The following is a 24,251-nucleotide window of genomic DNA, read 5'->3' on the forward strand; positions in this document are numbered from 1 at the left end:
AGACTTGATCATGGACGACCGCCAACACGCCCGCCTGCATTCTGCTGTCCTGCAACCTCGCGAGCAATTCTGGGGCATGCCCAAGCGTGGCCTGGCGTTCCTGTTGGCCAACGTCATGTTCTGGCAACCACTGTGGGCCCAGGCTGAAGGCATTGTGGTCAGCGCACCCGGCACCGGTCTGGACCGGGCGGGCAATGGGGTGCCCATCGTCAACATCGCCCGGCCCAACGGCAGCGGTCTGTCCCACAACCAGTTCAAGGACTACAACGTCGGCAGCAACGGCGTGATCCTCAACAACGCCACGTCCCGCACCCAGTCCACGCAATTGGGTGGGATCATCCTTGGCAACCCGAACCTCAACGGCGCGGCCGCCACCACCATCCTCAACGAAGTCAACGGTGGCAACCCCAGCCAGCTGCGCGGCTACACCGAAGTGGCGGGGCAATCGGCCCACGTCATCGTCGCCAACCCCTACGGCATCACCTGCAATGGCTGCGGTTTTATCAACAGCCCGAAGGTGACCTTGAGCACCGGTAAACCGGTGGTGGAAAACGGCCAGTTGAACCGCTACCAAGTGGATCAAGGCAGCGTTGCCATTGAAGGCGCGGGCCTCAACGCCAACAACGTCGACCACTTCGAAATCATCACCCGCAGCGCCAAGATCAACGCCGAGATCCAGGCCAAGAACCTGACCATCGTCGCCGGGCGCAACGACGTCAATGCCGATACCCTCAACGCGACCGCCCATGCCGACGACGGCAGCGCCAAGCCACAACTGGCCATCGACTCTTCCGCCTTGGGCGGCATGTACGCAGGCGCGATCAAACTGGTGGGCACCGAGGCCGGCGTCGGTGTGAAGCTGGACGGCAAGTTGATCGCCAGCGGCGGCGATATCCAGCTCGATGCCAATGGTCACTTGAGCATGGTCGAAACTTCGGCCAGCGGCGCCATCAACGTCAGGGCCGCCAGTCTCGATGCTCAGGGAGCGGTCTACGCAGGTACCACGCTGAACGCCCAGACACAGGGTAACTTGAGCAACCAGCAAACCCTCGCGGCGCGGGACAGCATCACGCTGAGTGCGGGTGGGCAACTGAGCAATAGCGGGATTATTGAGGCAGGGGTCAATGCCGATAGCACGCGCAATGCTACGGGCGATGTGAGCCTCACGGCGCAGAACCTGAACAACAGCGGCAAGAGCATCGTTGCCAGTCGAAACGTCACCGCCGACGTTGCGCAAACGTTGAACAACCAGGGCGGCACCCTGAGCGCCGGACAAACCGCCACGGTGAAAGCCGGGACCTTGGACAACCAGAACAAAGGGCGGGTGCTGAGTAACGGTGCGCTGAACGTCTCCGCCGATAAACTGCTCAACACCCAAGGCCTCGTCAGCAGCAATGGCAACCTGACGGCCAATGTCGGGCAACTGAACAACAGCAACGGCGAACTCAACAGCTTGAGTAACGTCACGCTGCGTGTCGCCTCGCTGGATAACGTGGCAGGTCTGGTGGCGGCGGGTCAGATGCTCGACATCAACGCCAGTGGTCAGGTGAACAACCGGGGCGGGCGTCTCACCGCAAGCAAGAGCGTCCAGCTGAATGCTGGGTCGATGGATAACACGGCAGGTCGCTTGCTCAGTGACGGCGCGCTCACCGCAAGCATCTCGGCGCAGTTGCTCAATCAGGCCGGGTTGTTGTCATCGGCTGGCCTGTTGACCCTCAACGCGACGAGTCTGGATAACCGCCAGGGCTCGCTTTATGCACAGCAAGGCCTGAATCTGAACGTGGGCGGGTCACTGCTCAATGCTCAGGGCAGCGTGAAAAGCGACACCACCGCCAGCGTCAAAGCCGCCGAGATGAATAACGACGGCGGCCAGATCTCCAGCGTCGGTGCGTTGAACCTCGACAGCGCGGGTACCCTGAGCAACGTCAGCGGCAGCGTGATCAGCAGCGACACGCTGCTATTGAAGGCGGGTCAGGTGAATAACGCCACTGGCCGCATCGCCAGCGCAAAAGCCCTGAATGCCAGTGTCACCGGCCTCGATCAGCAGAACGGCCAGTTGTTCAGCAACACCAGCCTTTCCCTCGACCTCAACCATGGGCAGTTGAATAACCAGGGCGGGCTGATCAACGCCCCGGGCAGTCTGTTGTTGAAGAACCTGGCGGCGGTGAACAACCGCGACGGCGAGATTTCCAGCGACCAGGCGTTCAGCCTGAATGCCACGAGCCTGGACAACCGCGCCGGTTCGATCATCAGCCAGCAGCGTCTCGATTTGGTCATTGCCCAAGCGTTGAATAACGCCAAAGGCCTGATCTCGGCAAACGGCCTTGAAGTTCGCGCTGTCAACCTGGACAACAGCGGCGGCAACCTGGGCAGCGAGGCGGACCTGAGCGTAAATGTCGAAGACACGCTGACCAACCTCGATGGCGAAATTTCCAGCGCGGGCCTGACTCGGCTCAACGCGATGGCCTTGGCTAACAGCAACGGTCAGGTACTGGGCGACAGCGCCTTGAACATTGACCTCGGCGGCGCGCTGGACAACCGCAATGGTGTGCTCGGTTCGGGCAAGGCTGTGGACATCAAGGCGGCCAGCCTGAACAACAGCGACGGCGGCCAGTTGATCAGCGACGGCGCCCTGACCGCGCGCATCAGCGGTTTGCTGGACAATCAGAACCAAGGCCAAGTGCTTGCCAAAGGCGCGCTTGACCTGCAAACCGGCAGCCTCGACAACCGCGGTGGTCGCCTGGTCGGCAATGACCTGCTGACCGTGCACAGCGATTCGCTCGACAACCGTGGCGGGAGCCTGCGCGCCGACAAGGCGCTGCAATTGACGGTCGATCAACTGGATAACCGTGATAACGGCGTCATCGCGGGCAAAAGCAGCGTCACCTTCGAAGGCTCGCGTCTGGACAACAGCGCGGGTTTGCTGACAAGCGTTGGCGTGCTGACCTTGAAGGCCGCTGAAGTACAGAACGGCCTCGGTCGTATCTCCAGCCAAACCGACCTCACCGCTGTTATCGAGACCCTGCAGCAACAGGGTGGTGCATTGGTGGCCCAAGGCAATTTGAGCCTGACCGGCAACACACTGGATAACCGCAACGGTGGTTTGGTCGGCACCACAAAAGCGCTGGATATGCAGGTCGGGCAGATCGATAACCGCGCGGGCGAACTCTCCGCAGGTGTTGGCCTTAAGGTGGGCGGCCAGCGCCTGGACAACAGCGATGGCGGCAAACTCATTGCCGGCACTGACCTGGAAGCGAAAGTCGCTGAGCTGATCAACCAGAGCAAAGGGCTGCTTCACGCCCAAGGCCACATGACCCTGAGCGGCAGCACACTGGACAATAGCGAAGGCGTGCTCAATAGCCTGAACGGTCTGGTGATCACGCTCGATAACGCACTGTTGAACAGCAAGGGTTTGATCAGCAGCGAAGGGGAATTGAGTGTCGACGCGGGCCGCCTCGATAACACCGCAGGCAACCTGAGCAGTGCCGCCACGTTGTCGATCGTCAGTGGTGGCGGGTTGATCAACCAGGGTGGCTCCATCAGCACCGACGCCGCGCTGACCCTCGAAAGCGCCAGTCTGGACAACAGCCAAAAGGGCCTGATCTCGGGCAAGGCCGCGACCCAAGTCACCACCGGCGCCCTCAACAACAGCCAGGGCGGGCGCCTGACCTCGGGCACTACGCTCACGCTCAACGCCACACAGGTAAACAATGCCGCAGGCCGTATTGCCAGCAGCCAAGCCTTGACCGCGTCGGTCACCGGGCTGGATCAACAGCAAGGGGAACTGTTCAGCAACACCAGCCTGAGCCTGGACATGAACCAAGGCCAGTTGAACAACCAGGGCGGCCTGATTAACGCCTCGGGTGCGTTGTTGCTGAGCAACCTCAAGAACGTCAACAACCAGGGCGGGGAAATCTCCAGCCAGCAAGCCTTCACGCTGACCACGCAAAACCTCGATAACAGCGACGGTAAATTGCTGAGCAGCCAAGGCCTGATGCTGAGAACCGCCCAAGTGCTCAACAACGCCCGCGGCGTCATCTCGGCAGCGTCCCTGGACAGTCGCAGCGACAGCCTGGACAACCGCGATGGTCTGATCAGCAGCCGTGACCGCCTCGACTTGAATGTTGAAGCCGTGCTCGACAACCAGCGTGGCTCGTTGATTGCCGACGGTGCGCTGTTGCTGGTCGCTGATCGCCTGGACAACCGCGCCGGCAGCATCGCCGGCAAGACCGGATTCAACGCCACTGTCGGCACGTTGGATAACCGTCAAGGCACGCTGATCAGCACCGACGCCCTGACGCTGGAGGCTGCCAGTCTCGACAACCGTCAGGCAGGTTTGATCGGCGCGACAAAAGCGCTGGATCTTAACGTTGACGATCTCGACAACCGTGGCGGTGAACTGTCGGGCAGCGCGGACGTCACGCTGGTCAGCCAGAACCTCGACAACAGCGATGGCGGCCAGGTGTTCGCCGGACAAGCGCTGAAACTGACCGTGGATAAGCTGCTCAACCGCACCAAAGGCCTGCTCAGTGCCAAGACCGGGTTGGACCTGGAGGGCGGTTCCCTGGACAACAGCGGCGGTTACCTGATCAGCCAGCAGAACCAGCGCATCAATCTGAGCCGCGAGCTGATCAACACCCAGGGCCAACTCAGCAGCGAAGGCACGCTGAATGTCAGCGCCGCCAACCTGACCAACACCGGCGGCAGCCTGTCCAGCGCGGCGGACCTGACCGTGCACAGCCTGGGGCGTCTCGACAACCAGGGCGGCGAACTGGTCACCGACGGCGCGTTGCTGCTCACCAGCGCGGCACTGGACAATCGTCAGCAGGGCAACATCAGCGCTAAAGGCGCGGTAAACGCCACCACCGGTGCGTTCGACAACAGCCAGAAAGGACGGCTCAACAGTGGCAGCACGCTGAACCTCACCGCCGCCCAGGTCACCAACCAAGAGGACGGGCGCATCGGCAGCCAAGGCGCATTGACCGCGTCGGTTTCTGGCCTGGATCAACAGGGCGGTCAACTGTTCAGCAACACCTCGCTGAGCCTGGACATGAACAACGGCCAGCTCAACAACCAGAGCGGCTTGATCAACGCCCCTGGCACGATGCTGCTGAAAAACCTCAACGGCGTGAACAACCAGGGCGGCGAAATCTCCAGTGCACAAGCCTTCACCCTGACGGCTAAGAACCTCACCAATGATGGCGGCCGGCTGCTCAGCAACCAGGGCCTGACCCTGCGCATCGCCCAGGCGCTGAACAACGTCAAAGGCATGATCGGTGCGGCCAGCGTCGATACTCACGCTCAAAGCCTGAACAACAACGGCGGCACGCTCACCAGCCGTAGCAATCTCGTCCTGACGATCGATCAGCAACTGGATAACCAAGCTCAAGGCCTGATCAGCGCCGCGCAATTGCTCACGCTCAACAGCGGCGACCTGAACAACCAGGGTGGCAGTGTGCTGGCGGGTGGAACCTTGCTCCTCAATGCCATGGCGCTTAACAACGGCGCCAACGGCCTGATCAATGCCCAGGGCGACCTTACCCTCGGCGCCGACTCCCTGGACTCCAGCGACGGCGGCGAAGTCTCGGCCAAGGGCGACATGAGCTTGGCCCTGGCGGGGCTGACGCAAAACGGCGGTCGCCTGCTGGGCGAGAAAGCCGTCACGCTGAACCTGGGCGGCCATGACCTGAATAATCGCAATGGCTTGATCACCGCCAAAGGTCCGTTGACCATCAACGGCCTGCGCGACCTGAATAACCAGGGCGGTGAAGTTTCCAGCAGCCAGAGCTTCACCCTGGCTGGACGCACCCTAGATAACACGGGCGGCAAGCTGATCAGCAGCAACCTGCTTAGCCTCAACGCCACCAGCCTGATCAATCAGAACGGCCTGATCTCTGGTTGGCAAGGGCTGCAGGTCAACGGTTCCAGTCTTGATAACCGCAACAACGGCACACTCTCCAGCCGCAATGGCGACGTCGGCGTCACCCTCAGCGGGGCACTGCTCAACAGCGCTGGCGGTGCGCTGGTCGGCCAGAAAAAACTCACTGTCAGCGCCGCCAGTCTGGACAACAGCAGCGGCGGGATTCTTTCCAGCGGCAGCGACCAGACCCTGACCGTCACCGGCGGTTTGCTCAACAACGCCCAAGGCGGTCTGATCGACAGCGGCGCCATTCTGGTCATGAACGCCATGACCCTGGGCAACGCCGGCGGCACCGTCAACGTGCAAAAAGCCTTGAGCTTCACCGGCACCACACTGGACAACATCGGCGGCAGCCTGATCGGTAACGCTGCTGTGACCCTGGATCTGCTCGGCGCCCTGACCAACACCAATGGCAAAATCGCCAGTGTTGGCCCATTGCGGGTCGAACGCGCCACGCAAATCAATAACCAGGGCGGCCAGATCGCCAGCCAGGGTTTGTTGACCTTGGTCACCGATGGCCTGGACAACAGCAATACCGGTACCGTCGCCGCGAAAAATGCGCTGCTAATCACAGCCTCCGGAGCCGTGCAGAACCACACCAACGGCCTGATCTACAGCCAGACGGCCGACGTTGCACTCAACGCCGCGAGCCTTGCCAACGGCCAGGGCGAGCTACAAGGCCAGACCGGCCTGAGTCTTGAACTGCGCGCAGGCCTGGACAACCAGGGCGGAAAACTCATCGCCCAAACCGGCGATGTCAGCGTGACTGCGGCCAGCATCGACAACCGTGGCGGCACCCTCGCCAGCCTCAAGGGCGCCCTTGAGGCGAGCACCGTGGGCGTGCTGCGTAACGGCTTCGATGTGAACAACAAGGGCGGTGTGATTCAAGGCCAACGTCTGGACCTGCGCGCCTTGGCCGGGCTGAACAACAACGGCGGTCGAATCGCCGCGCAGGCGAGCGATATCGTCATCGACACGGCCAGCCTGAACAACCGCAGTGGTGGTCTCTACGCCTCTGGCCTGATCAAGGTCACCGGCACCGGTGCCAGCCTGGACAACACCGCCGGCCAGATCGCCGGCCACTCGATCAGTTTGGATCTGGACGGCGCCCTGACCAACCGTGGCGGCATTCTGGAAAGCGACAGCACCTTGGTGGTCAGCGCTGCAAGCCTCGATAACCAGACCGGCCAACTGCGTGCCCTAGGAGGCGCTGGCAAAACCGACTTCCAGATCGGCAGCCTCTTCGACAACCGCAACGGCAAGCTGGAAACCGCCAACACCAACCTGACACTGGCTGCCAACAGCTTCCTCAACAGCAGCGGCCAATTACTGCATCTGGGCGACGGCACGTTCGACATCTCCCTGGCCAACGTCACCGGTGCCGGCGGCGACATCGTCACCCGCGGCGGCTTGACGCTAAAAGCCGACACCTGGACCAACACCAGTGTCATCCAGGCCGGACGGCTGACTGTCGACGTCAACAACTTCACCCAGACCGAGACCGGGCAACTGCTGGCTTCGACGCAACTGGAAGGCAAGGGCGGGAACTGGGTTAACAACGGGTTGATCGCCAGTGATGGTGGCATGGGCTTGCAACTGACCGGGCGGTATAGCGGCAATGGCCGAGTCACCAGCCTGGGCGACATGACCGTAGACGCCGCTGCGATCGACTTGAGTAGCGTGGCGAGTATCACCGGTGGCGGGACCACGACGATCGGTGGGCGCGGTGGCCTGGGCAGCCTGAACAACTACGGGCGGATGACGTCGGCGGGTGCGCTGAATATCACTGCGGGCACCATTAATAACTATGGGACGGTTGCCGGTGCGGATGGATTGAAACTGACGGCTTCGACCTTGCTGAACGATCAAGGTGGCTTTTTGTTCAGCGGTGGGGACATGAAGCTGCGGGTGGGGAGTTTCACCAACCGTAAGTCGGATGTTTATGCGCTAGAGAACATTGATGTAGCGCGCAATGACCTGGGTGGACGGGCGGCGTTGATGGAAAATGATTCGGGCACCATGGAGAGTGGGCTGGATTTTTCTATTAATGCGGATTCGATTATTAATAAGCGGGGGGATTTTAAGACTGAGGTGGAGTTGTATTCGTCGGCGTTGGGGGTGCGCTGCTATAGCTGTGATTCGATTCCACGTTATTGGACAGATCGGCAACCTTCTTTATATTTGGTTTATCTACAACAATATCGAGTTAAGCTTTCGGGAGATGCGACGGCTAAAGCGGCTTCGTTGAGTGCAGGAAGAAATCTGACCGTTAAGGGATCCTCTTTCTCCAATTCAAATTCACTTGTGAGTGTTGGAGGTGATGTAGATGTAGCAGTAAGTGAGTTTGAAAATACAGGCGCGGCTCTGGGTGACTATACAAGCTACCAATATTTTGCTGAAGATAATATTTCTTTGGAGAGAATGAGGGAGGTTGTAAATTACAATATACGTAACGACGCGGGTTACAAGGAAGATCTGCGTTTCTGGAACGCAGCAGGTACTGAATCCTCAGTTTATTCTGATGTTCTGCGTACTGGCTCCAAGAATCCGGATAAAGAAACTTATCAGGTTATCGGTCCGGTGGTGTTTTTGCTCGCGGCGGGTTGGAATACATCGTCGGCAATTATATTTGGACAGTCTGAGTTTGCAGCTGGCAGTCGTGCGGAGCTACCAGACTTTATAAAGAGCCTCAACCCATTCAAACAGGAGGTTTTTACTTCCACCGCATCCGACAATTTTGCCCCAGCCATCATCCAAGCCGGCGGCAACGTTTCCATTACCGCAACAAACAAAATCACCAACGGCGTGGAGCGCCCGTTCTCCACCGGCATAACCACTTCGTCCCGCAACACCACAACCGCCGCCTCAGGCTCAGGCAAAACCACGGTCGTGACCCTGAACAGCCAACTCCCACCGGACTTGGCTCAACAACAAGTAAACCCTCTGACACTCCCCGGCTTCAGCCTCCCCACCGGGCAAAATGGCCTGTTCCGGCTGAGCGGGCAGGGCGCCAGCGACGCGTCAGTGTCCCAGACGCCGGCCGTGTCGCAGAACTGGACGATCGGCGGCGCCAGCGTGAGCGCATTGAATCGATCGACCTCCACCCCAACCGCCAATGTGCGCGACATCCAGATCACCGATGTCACCCAGGTTTCCGCCGCCGAACGACAGGTGCAGTTGTTGAATCGTGACAGCGGCGGCGTCACCGCCGGCGCGTCCGCCATTCAGGTCACCGCCCCAACGGACTCATCCCCCGGCACGCCGCAACTGCCAGGGCATTCCCTTGACAGCACCGTCACCCGTGGCGCCGACATTGCGTTGGACACTTCGGGCACTCCGCCGATCGACGCCTCGGTAAGCGCACCAGTGCCTGTCACAGGCCAAACGGTGGCGCGGGTGACGGGGCTGCCGAGTACGGCTGTTACCTCAACGACACATAAATACTTGATCGAGACCAATCCGGTCCTTACCAACCTCAAGTCATTCACCAGCTCGGATTATCTGCTGACGAAACTCGGCTACGACGCCGACACCAGCGCCAAGCGCCTGGGCGACGGCCTGTTCGAGCAAAGACTCATCCAACAAGCCGTCGTAGCCCGCACCGGCCAACGTTTCATCGACGGCCAGACCTCCGACGATGCGATGTTCAAGTACCTGATGAACAACGCCATCGCCAGCAAAGACACCCTCAACCTGTCGATGGGCGTCACCCTCACCGCCCAACAAGTTGCCGCATTGACCCACGACATCGTCTGGCTTGAGGAGCATGAGGTAAACGGTGAAAAAGTCTTGGTACCCGTGCTGTACCTGGCACAGGCAGACAACCGCTTGGCACCCAACGGCGCGTTGATTGCCGGCCAAAACGTTACGTTGATCGCCGGTAAGGATCTGGAAAACGCCGGCACGCTTCGGGCCACCAGTAATCTGTCCGCATCCGCCGGCGAGAGTCTCGTCAACAGCGGGCTGATTGAAGCCGGAAACCGTCTCGACATGTTGGGAGGCAACAACATCGTCAATAAATCCGGCGGCATTATTGCCGGGCGTGACATCAGCATGAATGCGATGGTTGGGGATGTGATCAATGAACGCACGATCACCACTGCCACCCTCAGCAATAAAGGCCGAACTCAACTAAGGGATTACGCGGACAGCGCCTCGCGCATCGAGGCCGCCAATGACTTGACCATAGGTGCTGGTCAGGACTTCAAGAACGTTGGCAGTGTCATGATCAGCGGTCGTGATACCCGAATCGATGCCGGACAGGATGTCGATATCGTCTCGGCTCAACAGCAAAGTTCCAGTACGGGAGGCATTCGCAGAAGTTCGATTACACAGTTGGGTTCTAGCGTTGACGCCGGCCGGGACGTCATTGTAAACGCCGGCCGAGATTTCAACGCCATCGCCAGCCTGATCAGCGCTGATCGCAATGTTGCGCTGGCCGCTACAGAGAACATGACAGTTTCTTCCGGCGCCAACGAATCACACTATTACAACAAATCGAAAAAGGTCACGTCCCAGAAAGACCACGTCAAACAGATCGGCAGCGCCATCAGCGCTGGTGGTGATGTGGAGATGAGTGCCGGAAAAGACATGGCGCTCATCTCCAGTCGCGTCAGCGCCGGTGACGAAGCATACCTAGTTGCTGGCGAAAACCTGGCACTTCTGGCTGCGCAAGACAGCGATTATTCGCTGTATGAGAAAAAGAAGAAGGGCAGTTGGGGGAAGAAACAAAGCCGGCGTGATGAGCTAACCAAGGTGACTCATGTGGGGAGTGAGATCAACACTGGGGGCGATCTGACATTGGTTTCCGGTGAGGATCAGCGTTATCAGGTCGCCAAGCTGAACAGTGGCAATGACCTGACCTTACAAAGCGGCGACTCGATTACCTTCGAGGGCGTGAAGGACCTGCATCAGGAGAGTCACGAGAAAAGCAAGTCTAGCGCCGCTTGGTTCAGCATGAAGGGCAAAGGTCGCACCGACGAAACGCTACGCCAGAGCGAACTGACCGCTCAAGGCGACTTGGTCATCAGCGCGGTGGGCAAGATTCATGCGGACGTGCTGCAGGTCAACAAGCAGACGGTCAGCGAATCCATCGATGCGATGGCCAAGGCCGATCCAAAACTGGCGTGGCTCAAGGAGCTTGATGCGCAGGGCGGTGTTGACTGGCGGCAGGTGCAGGAGATCCATACCAGCTTCAAATACTCGAACTCCGGTATGGGGCCTGCCGCGCAGATGATAGTCGCCATTTTGATGACGGTTCTGCTCGGCCCTGCTGGCGCGGGCCTGAGCGGTGCCACTCTGGCAGGTGCGGCCAGCCTGGCAACCACCGGTGCGGTTGCGACCATCAACAACAACGGCGACCTGGGTGCCGGGTTGAAAGCGGTGGTCAGCAAAGACGGCCTTACCGACGCGGCTATCGCGACTATCACTGCCGGTGTGGCCGATAAATATCTTGGCGATATGACCATGACCAAGCAGGTCAATGGCAAGACGGTGATTGACTTAGGATCGATCGAAGCCGTCGGCCATTTTGCGGGTCAGCAGTTGATCAACAACGCATCTGCTGCTGCGATCGCCAAAGCTTTCGGTCGAGACGTTACGTTGGCGAGCATCCTGCAGTCGACGGTCTACAACACCTTGGCAGCGTATTCCTTCAATCAGGTAGGTAATCTCAGCGGCCTGAAGACCGGCAGTCCGGAGAAGATCGCCCTGCACGCCTTGGTAGGCGGCATGATCGCCGAAGCGTCCGGCAGCGACTTTGCTGTCGGTGCGATGGCGGCGGGTGTGAATGAGGCGTTCGCCAACCAGTTGCGGCGGATGTCGGCCCAGATGAATCCGGAGTACCGCGATCACCTGATGCTGATGTCCTCGCAACTGCTAGGCGTAGTGGCCGCTGCCGCCGTGGCTGGCGATGACGCGAATAGTCTGCAGACCGGCTCGTATGTGGCCGGCAATGCGACCCAGTACAACAACCTCAACCACCATGACATGAGTGACTTTGTCGGGGACATGAATGCCTGTGGTAGCAGCGAGACTTGTCAGAAAAACGCTTGGAATGGGGGCAAGTATCAAGAGATCAGTGACCAAATCACCGATTGGTCAGAGAAGGCCGTCAGTGGTGCATTTGCGAAATCCTTGCTGACCTCGATCCAGGGCGGGCTGACCGCACTGAATGACCTCAATTGCACGACGGCGACCTGCACGCAGTACAAGGACACATTGACTGAGCGGGCATTGGATGATCTGACGAACCTGGCCAAGGTCACTGACCAATGGGAAAACGCAACAAGCGTGGCTGCGCTGGTCATACCGACCTCCGGCGGCGCGCGTGGAGCTGGTGCTGGCGAAGGAGGGCTTTCGCCTAGGGTTCAGGCGGCTTTGGATAAATTCACCGAAGCTAAGGCCATACGTACGGGAGCTTCTACGGGCAAGAACGGCAGCACGCCGCTTGGGGGGCCGGATGCTGAGGCGGGGATGCCTTATACTCATCCGGTTAAAGATACCCCGCGAGGGACTACTCCTGACACGCAAGGAACTGCTGGAAATGGCTCTAAAGGTGGAACAGGTGGTTCTACTGGTAGCGGAGCCGGTGAAAAGATAGACGAGTTCATACCACCAGGAATGGACCGCCCATTCCGACCTGTTAATCCGGAGTATCCACCAAACCAATCTGTTGTTGACGCGATGGAGAGTACAAAAATCAAAAATATGGTGGGATGTGATGGAACCGATTGTTCTGAGATTGCTATTAAGCTTTTCGAAGCTGCGGGTGGTAGGGGGAGAATTATAGAGGTCCGGCCGAGTCAGGCTGGTAATTTGAATTTATATGAAAATGGTGCGCAAGAGTCAGGGCAGTTTTATCATCAAGTATATACAGATGGTCGCTATGTCTATGATCCTCGCTTGTCCTCTAACCCAGTTCCTAAGGGCGACTGGGAGAAACATATTAAAGGAATGAATCCTGATGGGATCACCATTTCTAATAAGTTAAAGGGGCTAAAATGACTGTGCATAAGATTACGGCGCCTGAGGGGGAGTTATTAAATGTGCTCTATGAGGTCAGCCCGCTTGAGTGGCGGAAATATCAACAGCGGTACCCAGAGATTCGGGTCGCAAATCGTTTTCAGAAAGTAGACCGCAGTGGATATCCACCCTATATTTCATTTAGATTTGTAGTTGAGAGTGATGTGGTTATAGCGAAACTGAGGTTGGCAGTAGAGAACTATCTTGGGAAAGTTTCTTGGAGTTTGATTGAACATAAGAGAGATGGATTGTCAGGAAGAAACTGGACAATAAAGCCGCGCAGAGTCAGAGAGATTGGCGAGGAGGCTTTAAAGCTGGGGCTCGCCCCGGATGAGTATTTTGCTGAATATGAACCGAAGTTTGGGGTAACTGCTTACGACGATTTGGTAGGCCTAACAGAGCATATTCGACAAGTTTTTAGTGAGGGTGGATGATTTTAAATGTGTTTAGTTCTGAAAAAGGTGTAAACCTATTTCAGAAAAAGGGGGCCAGAAAAAGAGGGGAGAAAACGGGGGTAGACCACGTTTTCTGTGATGTGTTTTTACTGACTGAAACAGTAGGAAATAGAAAGAGGTGATGTCTTTTCTTGAGTTGACTAAGCTTTTGGCTCGACTTATATGAAAGGACTCTCCATATATGCCACGCAGAGCACGTGTCTTGATACCCGGCGTACCTTTGCATCTAATTCAACGAGGGAATAATCGATCGGCTTGTTTTTTCTCGGATGATGATTATCTTTTTCGGAAAAGGGGACAGATTTATTTTTTGATTCTTTGCTACGCTGAAAGCTTCCACGGAGGAGGAATCAAATATGCCCAGGATGGGACGTATTGTTATAGCGAATTACCCACACCATATCGTACAACGCGGTCATAACCGTCAGGTGGTGTTTGCTGTCGCTGAGGATTATCAACGCTACCTCACGGATCTGCGTGAGCTTAAGGATGCATTTGGCGTAAAGGTCTACGCCTATTGCCTGATGACCAATCATGTTCATCTGTTGCTGGCTCCTGGGGAGTCGGTCGCTGGGTTGGGGCAGTTGATGAAGGCTCTGGCGGCACGTGCGACGCGCTACCGCAATCGGTTGGAGGGGCGTTCAGGCACTTTATGGGAAAGCCGTTACAAATCCAGTGTGGTGCAGTCGGATTCTTACTTGCTTGCCTGTTGCCGTTACATCGAGCTGAATCCTGTACGGGCTCGTATGGTGGCTGATGCTGCGGATTACCCATGGTCGAGCTATCGAGCCCGGGTAGGTAATGTGCCAGACGGCCATTGGCTGGATGCTGATCCATGCTTTGTTGCTCTGGGTAATACAACTGCGGAGCGTTGTCGTCGGTATGAGACGTTCGTACGCCAAGCCGTTCCAACGGATGAGATCAGATTGATTCGCGATGCTTTGCAACGAGGTCAGTTAACGGGGACGAGCCGTTTTGTGGACAAGGTGGAGCGGATTGTTGGTGTACGAATAGAGCAACGAGGGCAGGGTAGGCCAAGGATTGATTTGGAAAAATAAATCTGTCCCCTTTTTCCGTCCCCTTTTTCCTGGCTGCCTAACGCTCAGCAATACGACCCGCAAAAATTTCCTTTGAAGGGGTTGGTCGAGACTGAAGCTGGTGTGTTGGAACAAAGTGCATCACGTAGAGACGTTGAACGATACAAAAATATTTTTTCAATAAATCAGTTCTTTTCAAAGTGGGAAGATGCGCCGGGTAGGCCAGTATTTAAGGTTGGTCTGTCGGAGGAGGATTATCGCCTTTGTCATATATTTGCCGAGCAGATCACCAGGTATTGGAGGAAGGCGTTATCGGATTGCTTTCCGGAGAAGGTGTTTCAGTTTGAAATTGCTGATGATCTTCTCGATGAATATGGGGTTTGTCTGACATTTTGGCAGTCGTAACTGTAACCTCCGAGCAAAAATTGGCGCAGAAGGGTCCAAAATAGGGACGGATTCTGAAGGGGCACAAGTTGTTTAGATAGTAAAGATGGTTTGTCTCTGCTTTTTTGCTGTTTTTCGAAACTGGCGTTGTGGCGTGTTTTTACTTATCGGTTTTCTAATGGGCGTTATTTAATGCAGTATTTAAAAATCTCGCTTCTCCTGACTTTTACGGCGCTACTGTCAGCCTGTAACACAACCCCTTACGACAAAGCCACCATCTACTACGACCGAACACAGTTCCCCACCCAACTCGTCAAAGACTATCCAGAGTTGACGAGCCCCATTCTTCAGCATGGTCGGTGTTCTTTGATCATCTCAACCCCCGATTCGAACACCGGTACCTACTATTTTTGCACTTATGCGCTAACCGTAAATGATCTGTATGTGCAGGGATGGGACGCCAAGGCTCTGAAATATGTCGAAATCGCTCACGTGAATCTATCTGCGCTTAGAACAGTCGCCCTGCATACCTTTTTTCGCACTAGCCAGCTCCAGTTAACCGAGGAACGGCGTCAGTTGGCGCTGAGCGCGTCAATTGATGAGGGTGGTTATATTGATTCGGCGGCCACGGAGCGTTTGTTCGAAGCGATTAAAAACAAAGGTGTATCGGTGGTGAAAAGCGAAGGCATGATCAATCCACCCGCACCGCCTTCGCCGATGATCATTCCAATAATTATTAAAAGATAGTGTCCTGAGAAAAAGGGGGGGCGGGGACAGACCACGTTATCTGTGCAGTTTTTTAGAAAGAAAATGTGGTCTGTCCCATAACGAGGTGTTTCATTCCCCGGACAGTTCGATCCTTCCCTTGGCGCTTGCGACTACTTCCATCGCTTTGTCGATATAGCTTGTATCGTCGGTTTCCCGGGCATCTCTCATGAGCTCCGCAATGGCCTCTGGTGTGCTGAGATATTCTGCGGGGTCAAATTCTGTAAAGGTCTCAATCATTTTGCTCTCCGCGTATGTGAAAAACGGGCGACCCAAAGGTCGCCCGTTTTCGTTATTCAGCAACTTGCGCTCGCAGCCGCCTCCCAATCACATCCAACACATCACATCCATCGCGAAGCGATATCGTCAGCAGCTTGCAAAAGTCCGAAAGTACCACCGTATCGGAGCTGATATCCGAGCGGAACGCGATGTTTTCCAGCACCTGGGTCACCGTGCGGATGCGGTAGTCGGCGGTTTCGAAGAGGACGTCCAGCGGAGCTTCGGTATCGATGAGCAACGTTGCGGGGACGCAGTCGATGCCAGTGATGGGCATGTAACGATTCATTTTGAAGATCTCTGTTTGATGGGCTGAAAGCCATCACTCAGTCGTCGCCAAACGATTGGGTGGTAGCTGTGCGCAGGTTGGCGAACCGGTTACAGAGAAAACCGGCAGATCCGAAGATCTCCCGCGCACAGCCGCCGTGGAATATAGCGGCTTTGCGGGTGCGTCGGTACCTGCAATCAGCCGGTAGCGTTCGCATTCTCTGTAATCGAGTCGCCAAACCCGAATCGCCTTTTTGGGCGACGAGGGACTATAGGGCGATCCGCTCTTGAGCTACAAGACACCGCTTTCCGAGCTTCATGTAGGACCTTTGGCCTGGCAGTTGTCGGCTTTGGTTCAGGCAAAGCAGGCGACTGCTGCGCAGTCGAGCGGGAGCAAGCTCCCTCGCCACAGGGATCGCGCTCGACTGGGCGGGTTGGCGCGTCAGCTGTGGCAGCAGCCGTGGGGCTTGGCCTCGTCGTATTTATCGTGATGCCGCACCCAGTCCATGATTTCGTCTTCGTTGCGGCCCTTGGGCGTCAGGTCGAGGTAGTTGTAGGTGCCGACCAATATGTCCAGGCCACGGGCGTAGGTGGAGTAGGTGTGGAAGATGTCGCCGGCTGCGTTGCGATAGAAGACGCTCAGGCCTGGGAGTTCGCCTTCGGTGGTGTCGGTTTTTTCGAAGTTGTAGGTGGCTTTTCCGGCGGCGACGTCTTCGGCATTGAGGGTGACGCCGAAGTCGGGGTTGAAGTCGCAGCCTTCTGAGGAGACCCAGTCGAACTTCCAGCCCATGCGGCGTTTGAACGGCTGGAATTCGGCGAACGGGGCGCGGGAGACGGCCACTACGGCCACGTCGTGGTGGGCCAGGTGTTGGTTGGCGCCGTCGATGTGGTCGGACAGGAACGAGCAGCCCTGGCAGCCTTCTGTCCACCCGGGGCCGAACATGAAGTGGTAGATGATCAGTTGGCTGCGGCCGCCGAACAGGTCGGCCAGGCTCAGTTCGCCGTGGGGGCCTTGGAAGCGGTAGGGTTTTTCGATTTTTACCCAGGGCAGGGCGCGGCGTTCGGCGCTGAGTTTGTCTCGTTCGCGGGTGAAGGCTTTTTCGTGGGCCAGGTGTTGGCGACGGGCTGCGAGCCATTCTTCCCGCGAGACGACTGGATGGTTCTCGACGTTCATGGTGATTTCTCCTGTGGCTGAGCTGTGAAATCGGCTTTCAACAGGTGGTCGTTTGGCCTTGGCGCAATTCGACAGGCCGTTGGTCGGTGCAAGGCATAGACCGCCCGGAAGCCCGGCTGAACGGCGGCGCAGCGCCTCGGTCACACCTTAAGTAGGCATCTCACTCTTTGGAGGATGGACCAGGATGACGACTTATAACTGGGACTTGATCGAACGGTTGTTGCACGAAGTGCAGAACGGCGCCGGCCACAGCTTTACCCCTCGGCCTTATGCGGAGCAGTACGCGGCAGAGAAAGCGGCTGCAGGCGAGGAGATCGAGAACCTCGATCATCTGAAAGCGGTCGCCGGGGAGTACGAAAAGTTGCTGCTGGAGCGTAACTATATCGAGCCTCGGCCGGAGGAAGAGGGCGGTAATGGCGAGAACTTTGTGCTGACGCCGCGTGGTTCGCGGTTGTTGAGCCTGATCGACAGTAGCATCCCGGGCAATGATCATCCGCGCCAGGTGCTGGATGATCAGGACGATGCGCTGGATGAGTTTACGTTTGATGAGTTGGCTTCGAAGGCGCAGATTGCCTGACGGCTGAGCGCAGACTCTGTGGGAGCGGGCAAGCCTGCTCCCACATTGGGTTTTGTGATGGGTTTAGGAGCGCGCTGCTTTCAGGCACTTCAAATCACTGAAGTCCTTCTTCACCCCGTCGATTTTTTTCAGCAGTCGTTCACGCTGGGGCGGGGTGCTTTCGGCCATCAGGTCCACCAGCAGGCTGCGGGCCTGGGCTTCGGTTTTGCTGAAGGCCTCGCGGTAGGCCGGGGTCCAGAGGCTTTCGCGGTTGACCAGCAGTTGCTCGATGCGTTTGGCAAAGTCAGGGCTGTGGCGCTGGGCCACGGCTTCGCTGAACTGGTTCTGCCAGTGGGCGCGGTTGGCGATCCATTGCTGGTTCTGATCACCCAGTGCGGTAGACCAGGCCACCACGCGTTGGCGTTGGGCATCGTTGAGCGGGCCGAGCCAGTCGTTCAGGCGTTTTTCCATGCGTTCGCCGCGTTCCTGGATCTGCTGTTGCAGCGTTGGCTTGAGGTACTGCTGCTGGCGTTTACGCTGGTCCTTGACGAAAGCGGCGTCCATGTCATCGACTTGTTCGTCGCTCAGGCCTTGTAGCAGTTCGATCGCCGATGGGGTGATTGCCCGGGCGGTTTCGGCGATGGCGGCCTTGGCTTCCCGAGTGCGCTGTTGCAGGGCTTCGTCGCTCACCTGATTGGCTTGCACCATGCTTTTCAAGCGGTCCAGCCAGTCGAGGTAGCCGGGCAACTGGGTGGTGCAATGCCAGGTCAGGTGGTCCCTGAGGCGTTCATTGAACCAGTCTTTTTGCTCACCTCGGATGTCCAGGTAATCGTTGAGGGTCCAGGGGATGATCAGGTCGAGGTTGCGGTAGGCGAGGCCCACGCGGCTGCAGGCGGTGAGTATCAGCAACAGGGCGATGAACAGGGCGGTGCGTGCGAACCAGCGCGACATGAGCGAGTCCTTGCAAAAACGTAAGAGTCTTGTTTGAGCATGGCAGGCGCGCGGCAGTTCAGCCGATTAATACGTAACGCTTAGTAAAAAGGATGCGCCATCTTGAGGGTCAACAGGCCGTCGCATTCGCTGTTATGGCCGGAGTACGCGGAGCAACGGCTGCCGCTGAGGCTTGAGTCGCTGTAGATCAGGTCCAAGTCGATGCCTTTCCAAGGCCGGGAAATTTTCAACGACCAGTCGCTGAAACTGCCTACATAGCCATCGTCCACCGACACGGGCGTGTTGAGTTGGTGGGTGGTGTATTTGGCGCTGACGCCAATACCAAACGGCACGTTCCCGCCCAGGTCTGCGAACAATGTGCTGTTCTGTTTATCCGGGTCGTTGCTGAAGGCGGCGCCAAAACGGCTGCCGAGCACGGTCAGCCCGCCGAAGAACTCCTGGCTGTCGAGGGTATCAAGGGTGGGGTAGCTGTAATGGATCAGGCCGACTTCGTAGCCCAGGGTCTGGTCGAAGGGTTGTTTAAAGCCCATGTAGGAATCGATTTCCAGCTCGGCGGACGAGGTCAGGCCGGCGCTGGGTGACCACTGGCCGACGTACCAGCCGCTGTCGTGACTCAGGTCCAGGCCGCCATGAAACGAACCGGTGCTCGAGGGCGTGACCAGGCCCTGGGCCATGCTGCGGCTGGGGGTGGTACCCAGTTTGAGATCGAAAGCGCCGAGTTCGCGCTGGAACACCTGCCCCTGGGCGAGGGAGCACGTCAGCAGGCTGATCGGCAGCAGGACAACAGGAATGCGCATGCTTCACTCCAGAGTTAGCGAGGAGCAGGGACGGTAACTAAGCTGAAACGCTTGAGCTAGACAGGTGCAAGGATACCGGCGAATACTCGGCAGCGAAGGCCGTTCGTCGATTGATACGAAATGGGTAGAGCGGGGAAGGGTTCCAGTCCAAGCGCTTCGAAGCTCAAAGCGCTTTGGGACCAGGTGAGGCGCGGGTTACTTCTTGCCCAGGCTGATTTGCTTGGACGGGCCGAAAGTCTGGCCGCTGACGCCTTTGGCAATTTGCTGGATCTCACCGCCGGACTTGAGGAACGCAGCGATCTGGTCGTTGATCGACTCGCTGGTTTCAACGGCTGGAGCTGGCTTTGATTTGCTGTTGGATGCTTTTACGCGCATGACGGCCATTAACCTAAAGATAATTAATTGGGCCAGGTATCGTACAGGAAATACTTGACAATAGCTTGGCAAATATCCTTCTGATTTATCCGTGGCGAGTCTGGAAGAAAGGCTGGTTTATCCTGCAATTATTGCCCTAAGCCACTGTTTTAACTAACAACCGTGGGTGGGATATACCGCCGATGGCGGGCGTTTCCAGCCGGTCCCTGCCTGACGAATGGCCGCACCGAGGGCGAAAACCCAGGAAAATCAACGGTTGCACCGGGCCTTTTGCCTGCGCCCACGAATCGCGCGGCAAAACCGGGTAGAATGCCGCCCACGCAATGAGGGTATTGGAAATGGCTTTAGTCGGGCGCTACAACAGTTTGCAAGTGGTTAAACACACTAACTTCGGTTTATATCTGGACGGCGGCGCGGACGGCGAAATTCTGCTGCCCAACCGTTATATCCCCAAGGATATTCCCAGCGAAGATGAAGACTGGCTCAATGTTTTTATTTATCTGGACAGCGACGATAAACTGATCGCCACCACCGAAAAACCAAAAGTGCAGGTCGGGGAGTTCGCCAGCCTGAAAGTGGTTGAGGTCAACAGCATCGGCGTGTTCCTGGACTGGGGCCTGCCCAAGGATCTGCTGCTGCCGTATTCCGAAGAAAAGCGCCAGATGAGCGCCGGCGAGTACTGCGTGGTGCACGTCTACCTCGACAAGCACACCCGGCGCATCACCGCCACGGCGCGCCTGGATCGTTATCTGGACAAGACACCGGCCACCTACACGCCGGGGCAGGAAGTTGATTTGCTGGTCGCCGAAGCCACCGACATGGGCTTCAAGGCGATTATCAACAACAAGCACTGGGGCCTGATTCACAAGAACGAAATCTTCAAGTTCATGCGCGCCGGCAAACAGGAAAAAGGTTTCATCAAGGAAATCCGTCCGGACGGCAAGATCAGCTTGAGCCTGCAGCCAGTGGGCCAGGAAGCTGCCACCAGCCTGAACGCCAAGATCCTCGCCAAGTTGCGTGAGAACAACGGCACCCTGCCGGTCAGCGACAAGAGCGACCCGGTGTTGATCAGCAGCCTGTTTGGCGTGAGCAAGGGCAACTTCAAAAAAGCCATTGGTGCGCTGTACAAGAATGGGCAGATTGTCATTCATGCTGATCGCATTGAATTGAGCTAACTGCACGCAACCCTTGGTGGCGAGGGAGCTTGCTCCCGCTGGGGCGCGAAGCCGTCCCCGAACAGGCCACCTCGGTGTGTCAGTTTGATTGAGTTCACCGGGTTTGGGGCTGCTTCGCAGCCCAGCGGGAGCAAGCTCCCTCGCCACAGATTAGCCCTCTCTGTATACAAAATCCTGCACCTTTAGCATGCACCCGCGCCCTGTTCGTGGGCGCATGCCTGCTCTTGCTCGGCTTTAACCCCCGCTGCACACCACGGGTTGTCTCAACTTTCCCGCCTATGGCACGCATTCTGCGTGGCAACGCGTATACAAACCATGCCGGCTCCCGTGCGCAGTATGGTGAACAGGTTGACTCGGGGGCACGGCGGTACTCAAAAGGAGCCCCGCAATGTCCGAGCAATTGCCCAACGGCTACAGCCCCCGCCTCTATAACGAGGACCTGGGCCCGCTGCCGCAGAAATGGAATTGGTACAACATCTTCGCGTTCTGGATGAGTGATGTGCACAGCGTGGGCGGCTATGTGTTTGCCGCCAGTCTGTTCGCGTTGGGGTTGGCGAGTTGGCAGGTGTTGATCGCGTTGTTAGGCGGGATCTGCATCGTGCAGTTGATTGCCAACCTGGTTGCCAGGCCGAGCCAGCAAGCAGCGGTGCCGTATCCGGTGATCTGTCGGCTGGCGTTCGGGGTGTTTGGAGCGAATATTCCTGCGGTGATCCGCGGTTTGATCGCCGTGGCCTGGTACGGCATTCAGACGTACCTGGCTTCCAGCGCGCTGATCATTGTGGTGCTGCGGTTTTTTCCTGCAATGGAAGTCTATGCCACGCCGCAGTTTGCCGGTTTGTCCTACCTGGGCTGGTTCGGTTTCCTCAGCCTGTGGTTCGTCCAGGCGCTGGTGTTCTGGACCGGGATGGAGTCGATCCGGCGTTTCATCGACTGGGCCGGGCCGGTGGTGTACGCGGTGATGTTTCTGTTGGCCGGCTGGATCGTCTGGAAGGCCGGTTGGAGCAACATCAGCTTCACCCTGGCGGAAAAGTCCTTGTCCGGCTGGCAGGCTTTCGGCCAGGTGATTGTGGCGACGGCGTTGGTGGTGTCGTACTTTTCCGGCCCGACCCTGAATTTCGGCGATTTCAGCCGTTACTGCCGGAGCATGTCCGACGTGCGTCGGGGCAATTTCTGGGGCCTGCCGGTGAATTTCCTGGCGTTCTCCCTGGTGACGGTGGTGATTGTTTCCGGGACCTTGCCGGTATTCGGTGAAATGCTCCACGACCCGATCGCCACCGTGGCACGCATCGACAACGACGTGGCCGTGTTGTTGGGCGCCTTTGCTTTCGTGACCGCCACCGTCGGCATCAATATTGTCGCCAACTTTGTCTCCCCCGCGTTCGACTTCGCCAACGTCGCACCCAGCAAAATCAGCTGGCGGGCCGGTGGCATGATCGCGGCGCTGGCCTCGATTTTCATCACCCCGTGGAACCTGTTCAACAACCCCGAAGTGATCCACTACACCCTGGACGTGCTGGCGGCGTTCATCGGCCCGTTGTTCGGGATCCTGTTGGTGGATTACTACCTGATCAAGAAGCAGCAGATTGACGTCGATGCGCTGTTCAATGACGGCCCGAGCGGGCGTTATTACTACAGTGGCGGCATCAACTGGACGGCGGTCAAGGCGTTGGTTCCGGCGACGCTGATGGGCGTGGCGATCACCTTCACTCCACTGCTGCAACCGATGGCCAACTTCGCCTGGTTCACCGGTTGCTTCCTCGGCGGGGTGTTGTATTTCGCCTTGGCGCGACGCGAGCCGGTCGCGCACTTGAGTTCATCGCTCAGCCAAGCCTGATCAACGCAGGGCGGTCTGGGCGCAAGGGTTCTCCGCCCCCCGGCTGGCGGGCCGCAGCAACAGCCCGCCGGCCAACACCAGGCCGCTGCCGGCAATGATCAGCGCCGGTTGCAGGCCGCCGCTGAAGTGGCTGCTCAGCGCCGCCAACAACGGTCCGCTGAGCTGGCCCACGGCAAAGCAGGCGGTCAGCAGCCCGGCGTTGCGCTGGGTGGCGTGGGGCGCCAGTTCCCGGGAGCGCAGCATCACCAGTTGCATGCAGGCCAGGAAAGGCCCGCCACACAGAATGACCCCCAACGCCAGTCCCGGCCCGCTGCCCAGCAGGCAGGCGAACACCCCGGCGGCCTGCAGCCAGAGCGTACCGATCAGCCAGCGGCCGGTGGTGTTTGGGTCTGGTCGACGCAAACTCACCAGCAACACGCCAGTGGCCGCGGCCAGGCCGAAGCAGGGCCAGAACAGGTCGGCCTGCCATTGTCCTTGGAACTGCGCCGAGGCCATCTGCGACAGGAAGGTGGCCGGGATGATGTAGCCCACGCCGTACAGGGCGTACACCACGCCGAGGCGAGCGATGCCACGGTTCGGCGATGGGGTAGTCGGCGCGGCAACGGTGGCGGCTGCGGCGGGTTGCGGCAGGATCGGCAGAATCACCAGCAACGTCGCCAGTGCCACGCCGGCATACACCAGCCAGAGGGTCGCGGAGGTCTGGCCCAGCAGGTTCGAGCCCAAGGCGAGCAAACCGGTCAGGAAAATCCCCAGCCCCGGGCCGGCAAACACCAGGGCACCGAGGCGTGGGCGTCCCGCCGCCGCAGCCAAGGGTTGGCTCAGGGCGGTGATCATCACCAGCACCCAGGCGCTCGCCACACCGGTGCCGAAACGCAATGCCAGGTGCGGCCAGAAACCCCAGGCCCAGAACGACGCCAGGGTCAGTAGCCCACACAGCCAAAGGCCACCGAGCAAACGCCGACGTACCTGTTCCGGACGGCGAGCGAACATGGCGTCTAATGCGCCGAGGAAATACCCCAGGTAGTTGGCGGCGGCAATCAGACCGGCGGCGGTCAAGTCGAGCTGACCTTCGCCGATCAAATGAGGTAACTGGGGCGTAAGGGCGAAGCGGCCGATGCCCATGGCCATCATCAGGGCGATGAAACTGCCGAGCAGACGAATTAGAGGTGACATGGTCGTTCTCCAGCGTTGAGGCGAATGACCGTCAGGCTAGGACCGATTGACTTTCATTAAAAATGAATAATAGTGAGTAACTTGTTCTT

The 24,251-nt window shown here is 58.1% G+C and carries 14 protein-coding genes; 7 read left to right on the top strand and 7 right to left on the bottom strand.

All coding sequences use genetic code 11. From position 1 onward, the window contains the following. Nucleotides 1-10: 10 nt before the first annotated feature. The 4 genes from EPZ47_RS07680 (at nucleotide 11) to EPZ47_RS07705 (ending at nucleotide 15,566) form a co-directional block, all read left to right on the top strand. Nucleotides 11-12,925, top strand: a complete 12,915-nt coding sequence (locus EPZ47_RS07680; protein ID WP_238346716.1) for a two-partner secretion domain-containing protein — start codon at nucleotides 11-13, stop codon at nucleotides 12,923-12,925. After that, nucleotides 12,922-13,377, top strand: coding sequence for a hypothetical protein (locus EPZ47_RS07685; RefSeq protein WP_135844240.1), 456 nt, complete (start codon nucleotides 12,922-12,924; stop codon nucleotides 13,375-13,377). Before EPZ47_RS07680 ends, EPZ47_RS07685 begins: the two co-directional genes overlap by 4 nt. Nucleotides 13,378-13,754: 377 nt before the next feature. Next, the gene (locus EPZ47_RS07695) at nucleotides 13,755-14,456 is read left to right on the top strand and encodes a transposase (RefSeq protein WP_135844241.1); all 702 of its coding nucleotides are present in this window, start codon (nucleotides 13,755-13,757) and stop codon (nucleotides 14,454-14,456) included. A gap of 555 nt (nucleotides 14,457-15,011) precedes the next feature. Next, nucleotides 15,012-15,566, top strand: a complete 555-nt coding sequence (locus tag EPZ47_RS07705; protein WP_095962468.1) for a hypothetical protein — start codon at nucleotides 15,012-15,014, stop codon at nucleotides 15,564-15,566. Between the two features lie 90 nt (nucleotides 15,567-15,656). On the opposite strand, the gene EPZ47_RS07710 is transcribed toward EPZ47_RS07705, so the two are convergent. The 3 genes from EPZ47_RS07710 to EPZ47_RS07720 form a co-directional block, all read right to left on the bottom strand. After that, nucleotides 15,657-15,824 carry a helix-turn-helix domain-containing transcriptional regulator gene (locus EPZ47_RS07710; RefSeq protein WP_178084241.1) on the bottom strand — a complete coding sequence of 56 codons (168 nt, stop codon included), beginning with the start codon at nucleotides 15,822-15,824 and terminating at the stop codon, nucleotides 15,657-15,659. 52 nt (nucleotides 15,825-15,876) lie between these two features. Further along, nucleotides 15,877-16,149 (bottom strand): hypothetical protein, encoded by a 273-nt coding sequence (locus EPZ47_RS07715; RefSeq protein WP_135844242.1) that lies wholly within the window; start codon nucleotides 16,147-16,149, stop codon nucleotides 15,877-15,879. Between the two features lie 420 nt (nucleotides 16,150-16,569). Continuing rightward, nucleotides 16,570-17,301, bottom strand: coding sequence for a DUF899 domain-containing protein (locus EPZ47_RS07720; RefSeq protein WP_135844243.1), 732 nt, complete (start codon nucleotides 17,299-17,301; stop codon nucleotides 16,570-16,572). A 184-nt stretch (nucleotides 17,302-17,485) separates the two neighbouring features. On the opposite strand from EPZ47_RS07720, the gene EPZ47_RS07725 reads away from it, so the two are divergent. Then, complete coding sequence (locus EPZ47_RS07725) at nucleotides 17,486-17,878, top strand: transcriptional regulator (RefSeq protein ID WP_135844244.1); 393 nt, start codon at nucleotides 17,486-17,488, stop codon at nucleotides 17,876-17,878. A gap of 63 nt (nucleotides 17,879-17,941) precedes the next feature. Here the strand turns inward: EPZ47_RS07725 and EPZ47_RS07730 are convergent, their stop codons facing one another. The 3 genes from EPZ47_RS07730 to EPZ47_RS07740 all read right to left on the bottom strand — a co-directional run bounded on the left by EPZ47_RS07730 (nucleotide 17,942) and on the right by EPZ47_RS07740 (nucleotide 19,989). Further along, nucleotides 17,942-18,808 (bottom strand): DUF6279 family lipoprotein, encoded by an 867-nt coding sequence (locus tag EPZ47_RS07730; RefSeq protein ID WP_135844245.1) that lies wholly within the window; start codon nucleotides 18,806-18,808, stop codon nucleotides 17,942-17,944. Between the two features lie 80 nt (nucleotides 18,809-18,888). Beyond that, entirely contained in the window at nucleotides 18,889-19,605 is a 717-nt protein-coding gene (locus EPZ47_RS07735; RefSeq protein WP_135844246.1) for a TorF family putative porin, read from the bottom strand. Nucleotides 19,606-19,800: 195 nt separating this feature from the next. Continuing rightward, a complete protein-coding gene (locus EPZ47_RS07740; protein WP_025212437.1) occupies nucleotides 19,801-19,989 on the bottom strand; it encodes a hypothetical protein in 189 nt (62 codons plus the stop codon). Between the two features lie 329 nt (nucleotides 19,990-20,318). Between EPZ47_RS07740 and EPZ47_RS07745 the strand changes: the two genes are divergently transcribed. Both EPZ47_RS07745 and EPZ47_RS07755 read left to right on the top strand, forming a co-directional pair. Next, nucleotides 20,319-21,155, top strand: a complete 837-nt coding sequence (locus tag EPZ47_RS07745) for a CvfB family protein (RefSeq protein ID WP_135844247.1) — start codon at nucleotides 20,319-20,321, stop codon at nucleotides 21,153-21,155. A 388-nt stretch (nucleotides 21,156-21,543) separates the two neighbouring features. After that, nucleotides 21,544-22,989: an NCS1 family nucleobase:cation symporter-1 gene (locus tag EPZ47_RS07755; RefSeq protein WP_135844248.1), complete on the top strand. Its 1,446-nt coding sequence runs from the start codon at nucleotides 21,544-21,546 to the stop codon at nucleotides 22,987-22,989. Here the strand turns inward: EPZ47_RS07755 and EPZ47_RS07760 are convergent, their stop codons facing one another. Next, entirely contained in the window at nucleotides 22,990-24,162 is a 1,173-nt protein-coding gene (locus EPZ47_RS07760) for an MFS transporter (RefSeq protein ID WP_135844249.1), read from the bottom strand. It abuts the gene before it with no gap. Nucleotides 24,163-24,251: the final 89 nt, after the last annotated feature.

This window comes from Pseudomonas viciae (genome assembly GCF_004786035.1).
Taxonomy (GTDB): Bacteria; Pseudomonadota; Gammaproteobacteria; order Pseudomonadales; family Pseudomonadaceae; genus Aquipseudomonas; species Aquipseudomonas viciae.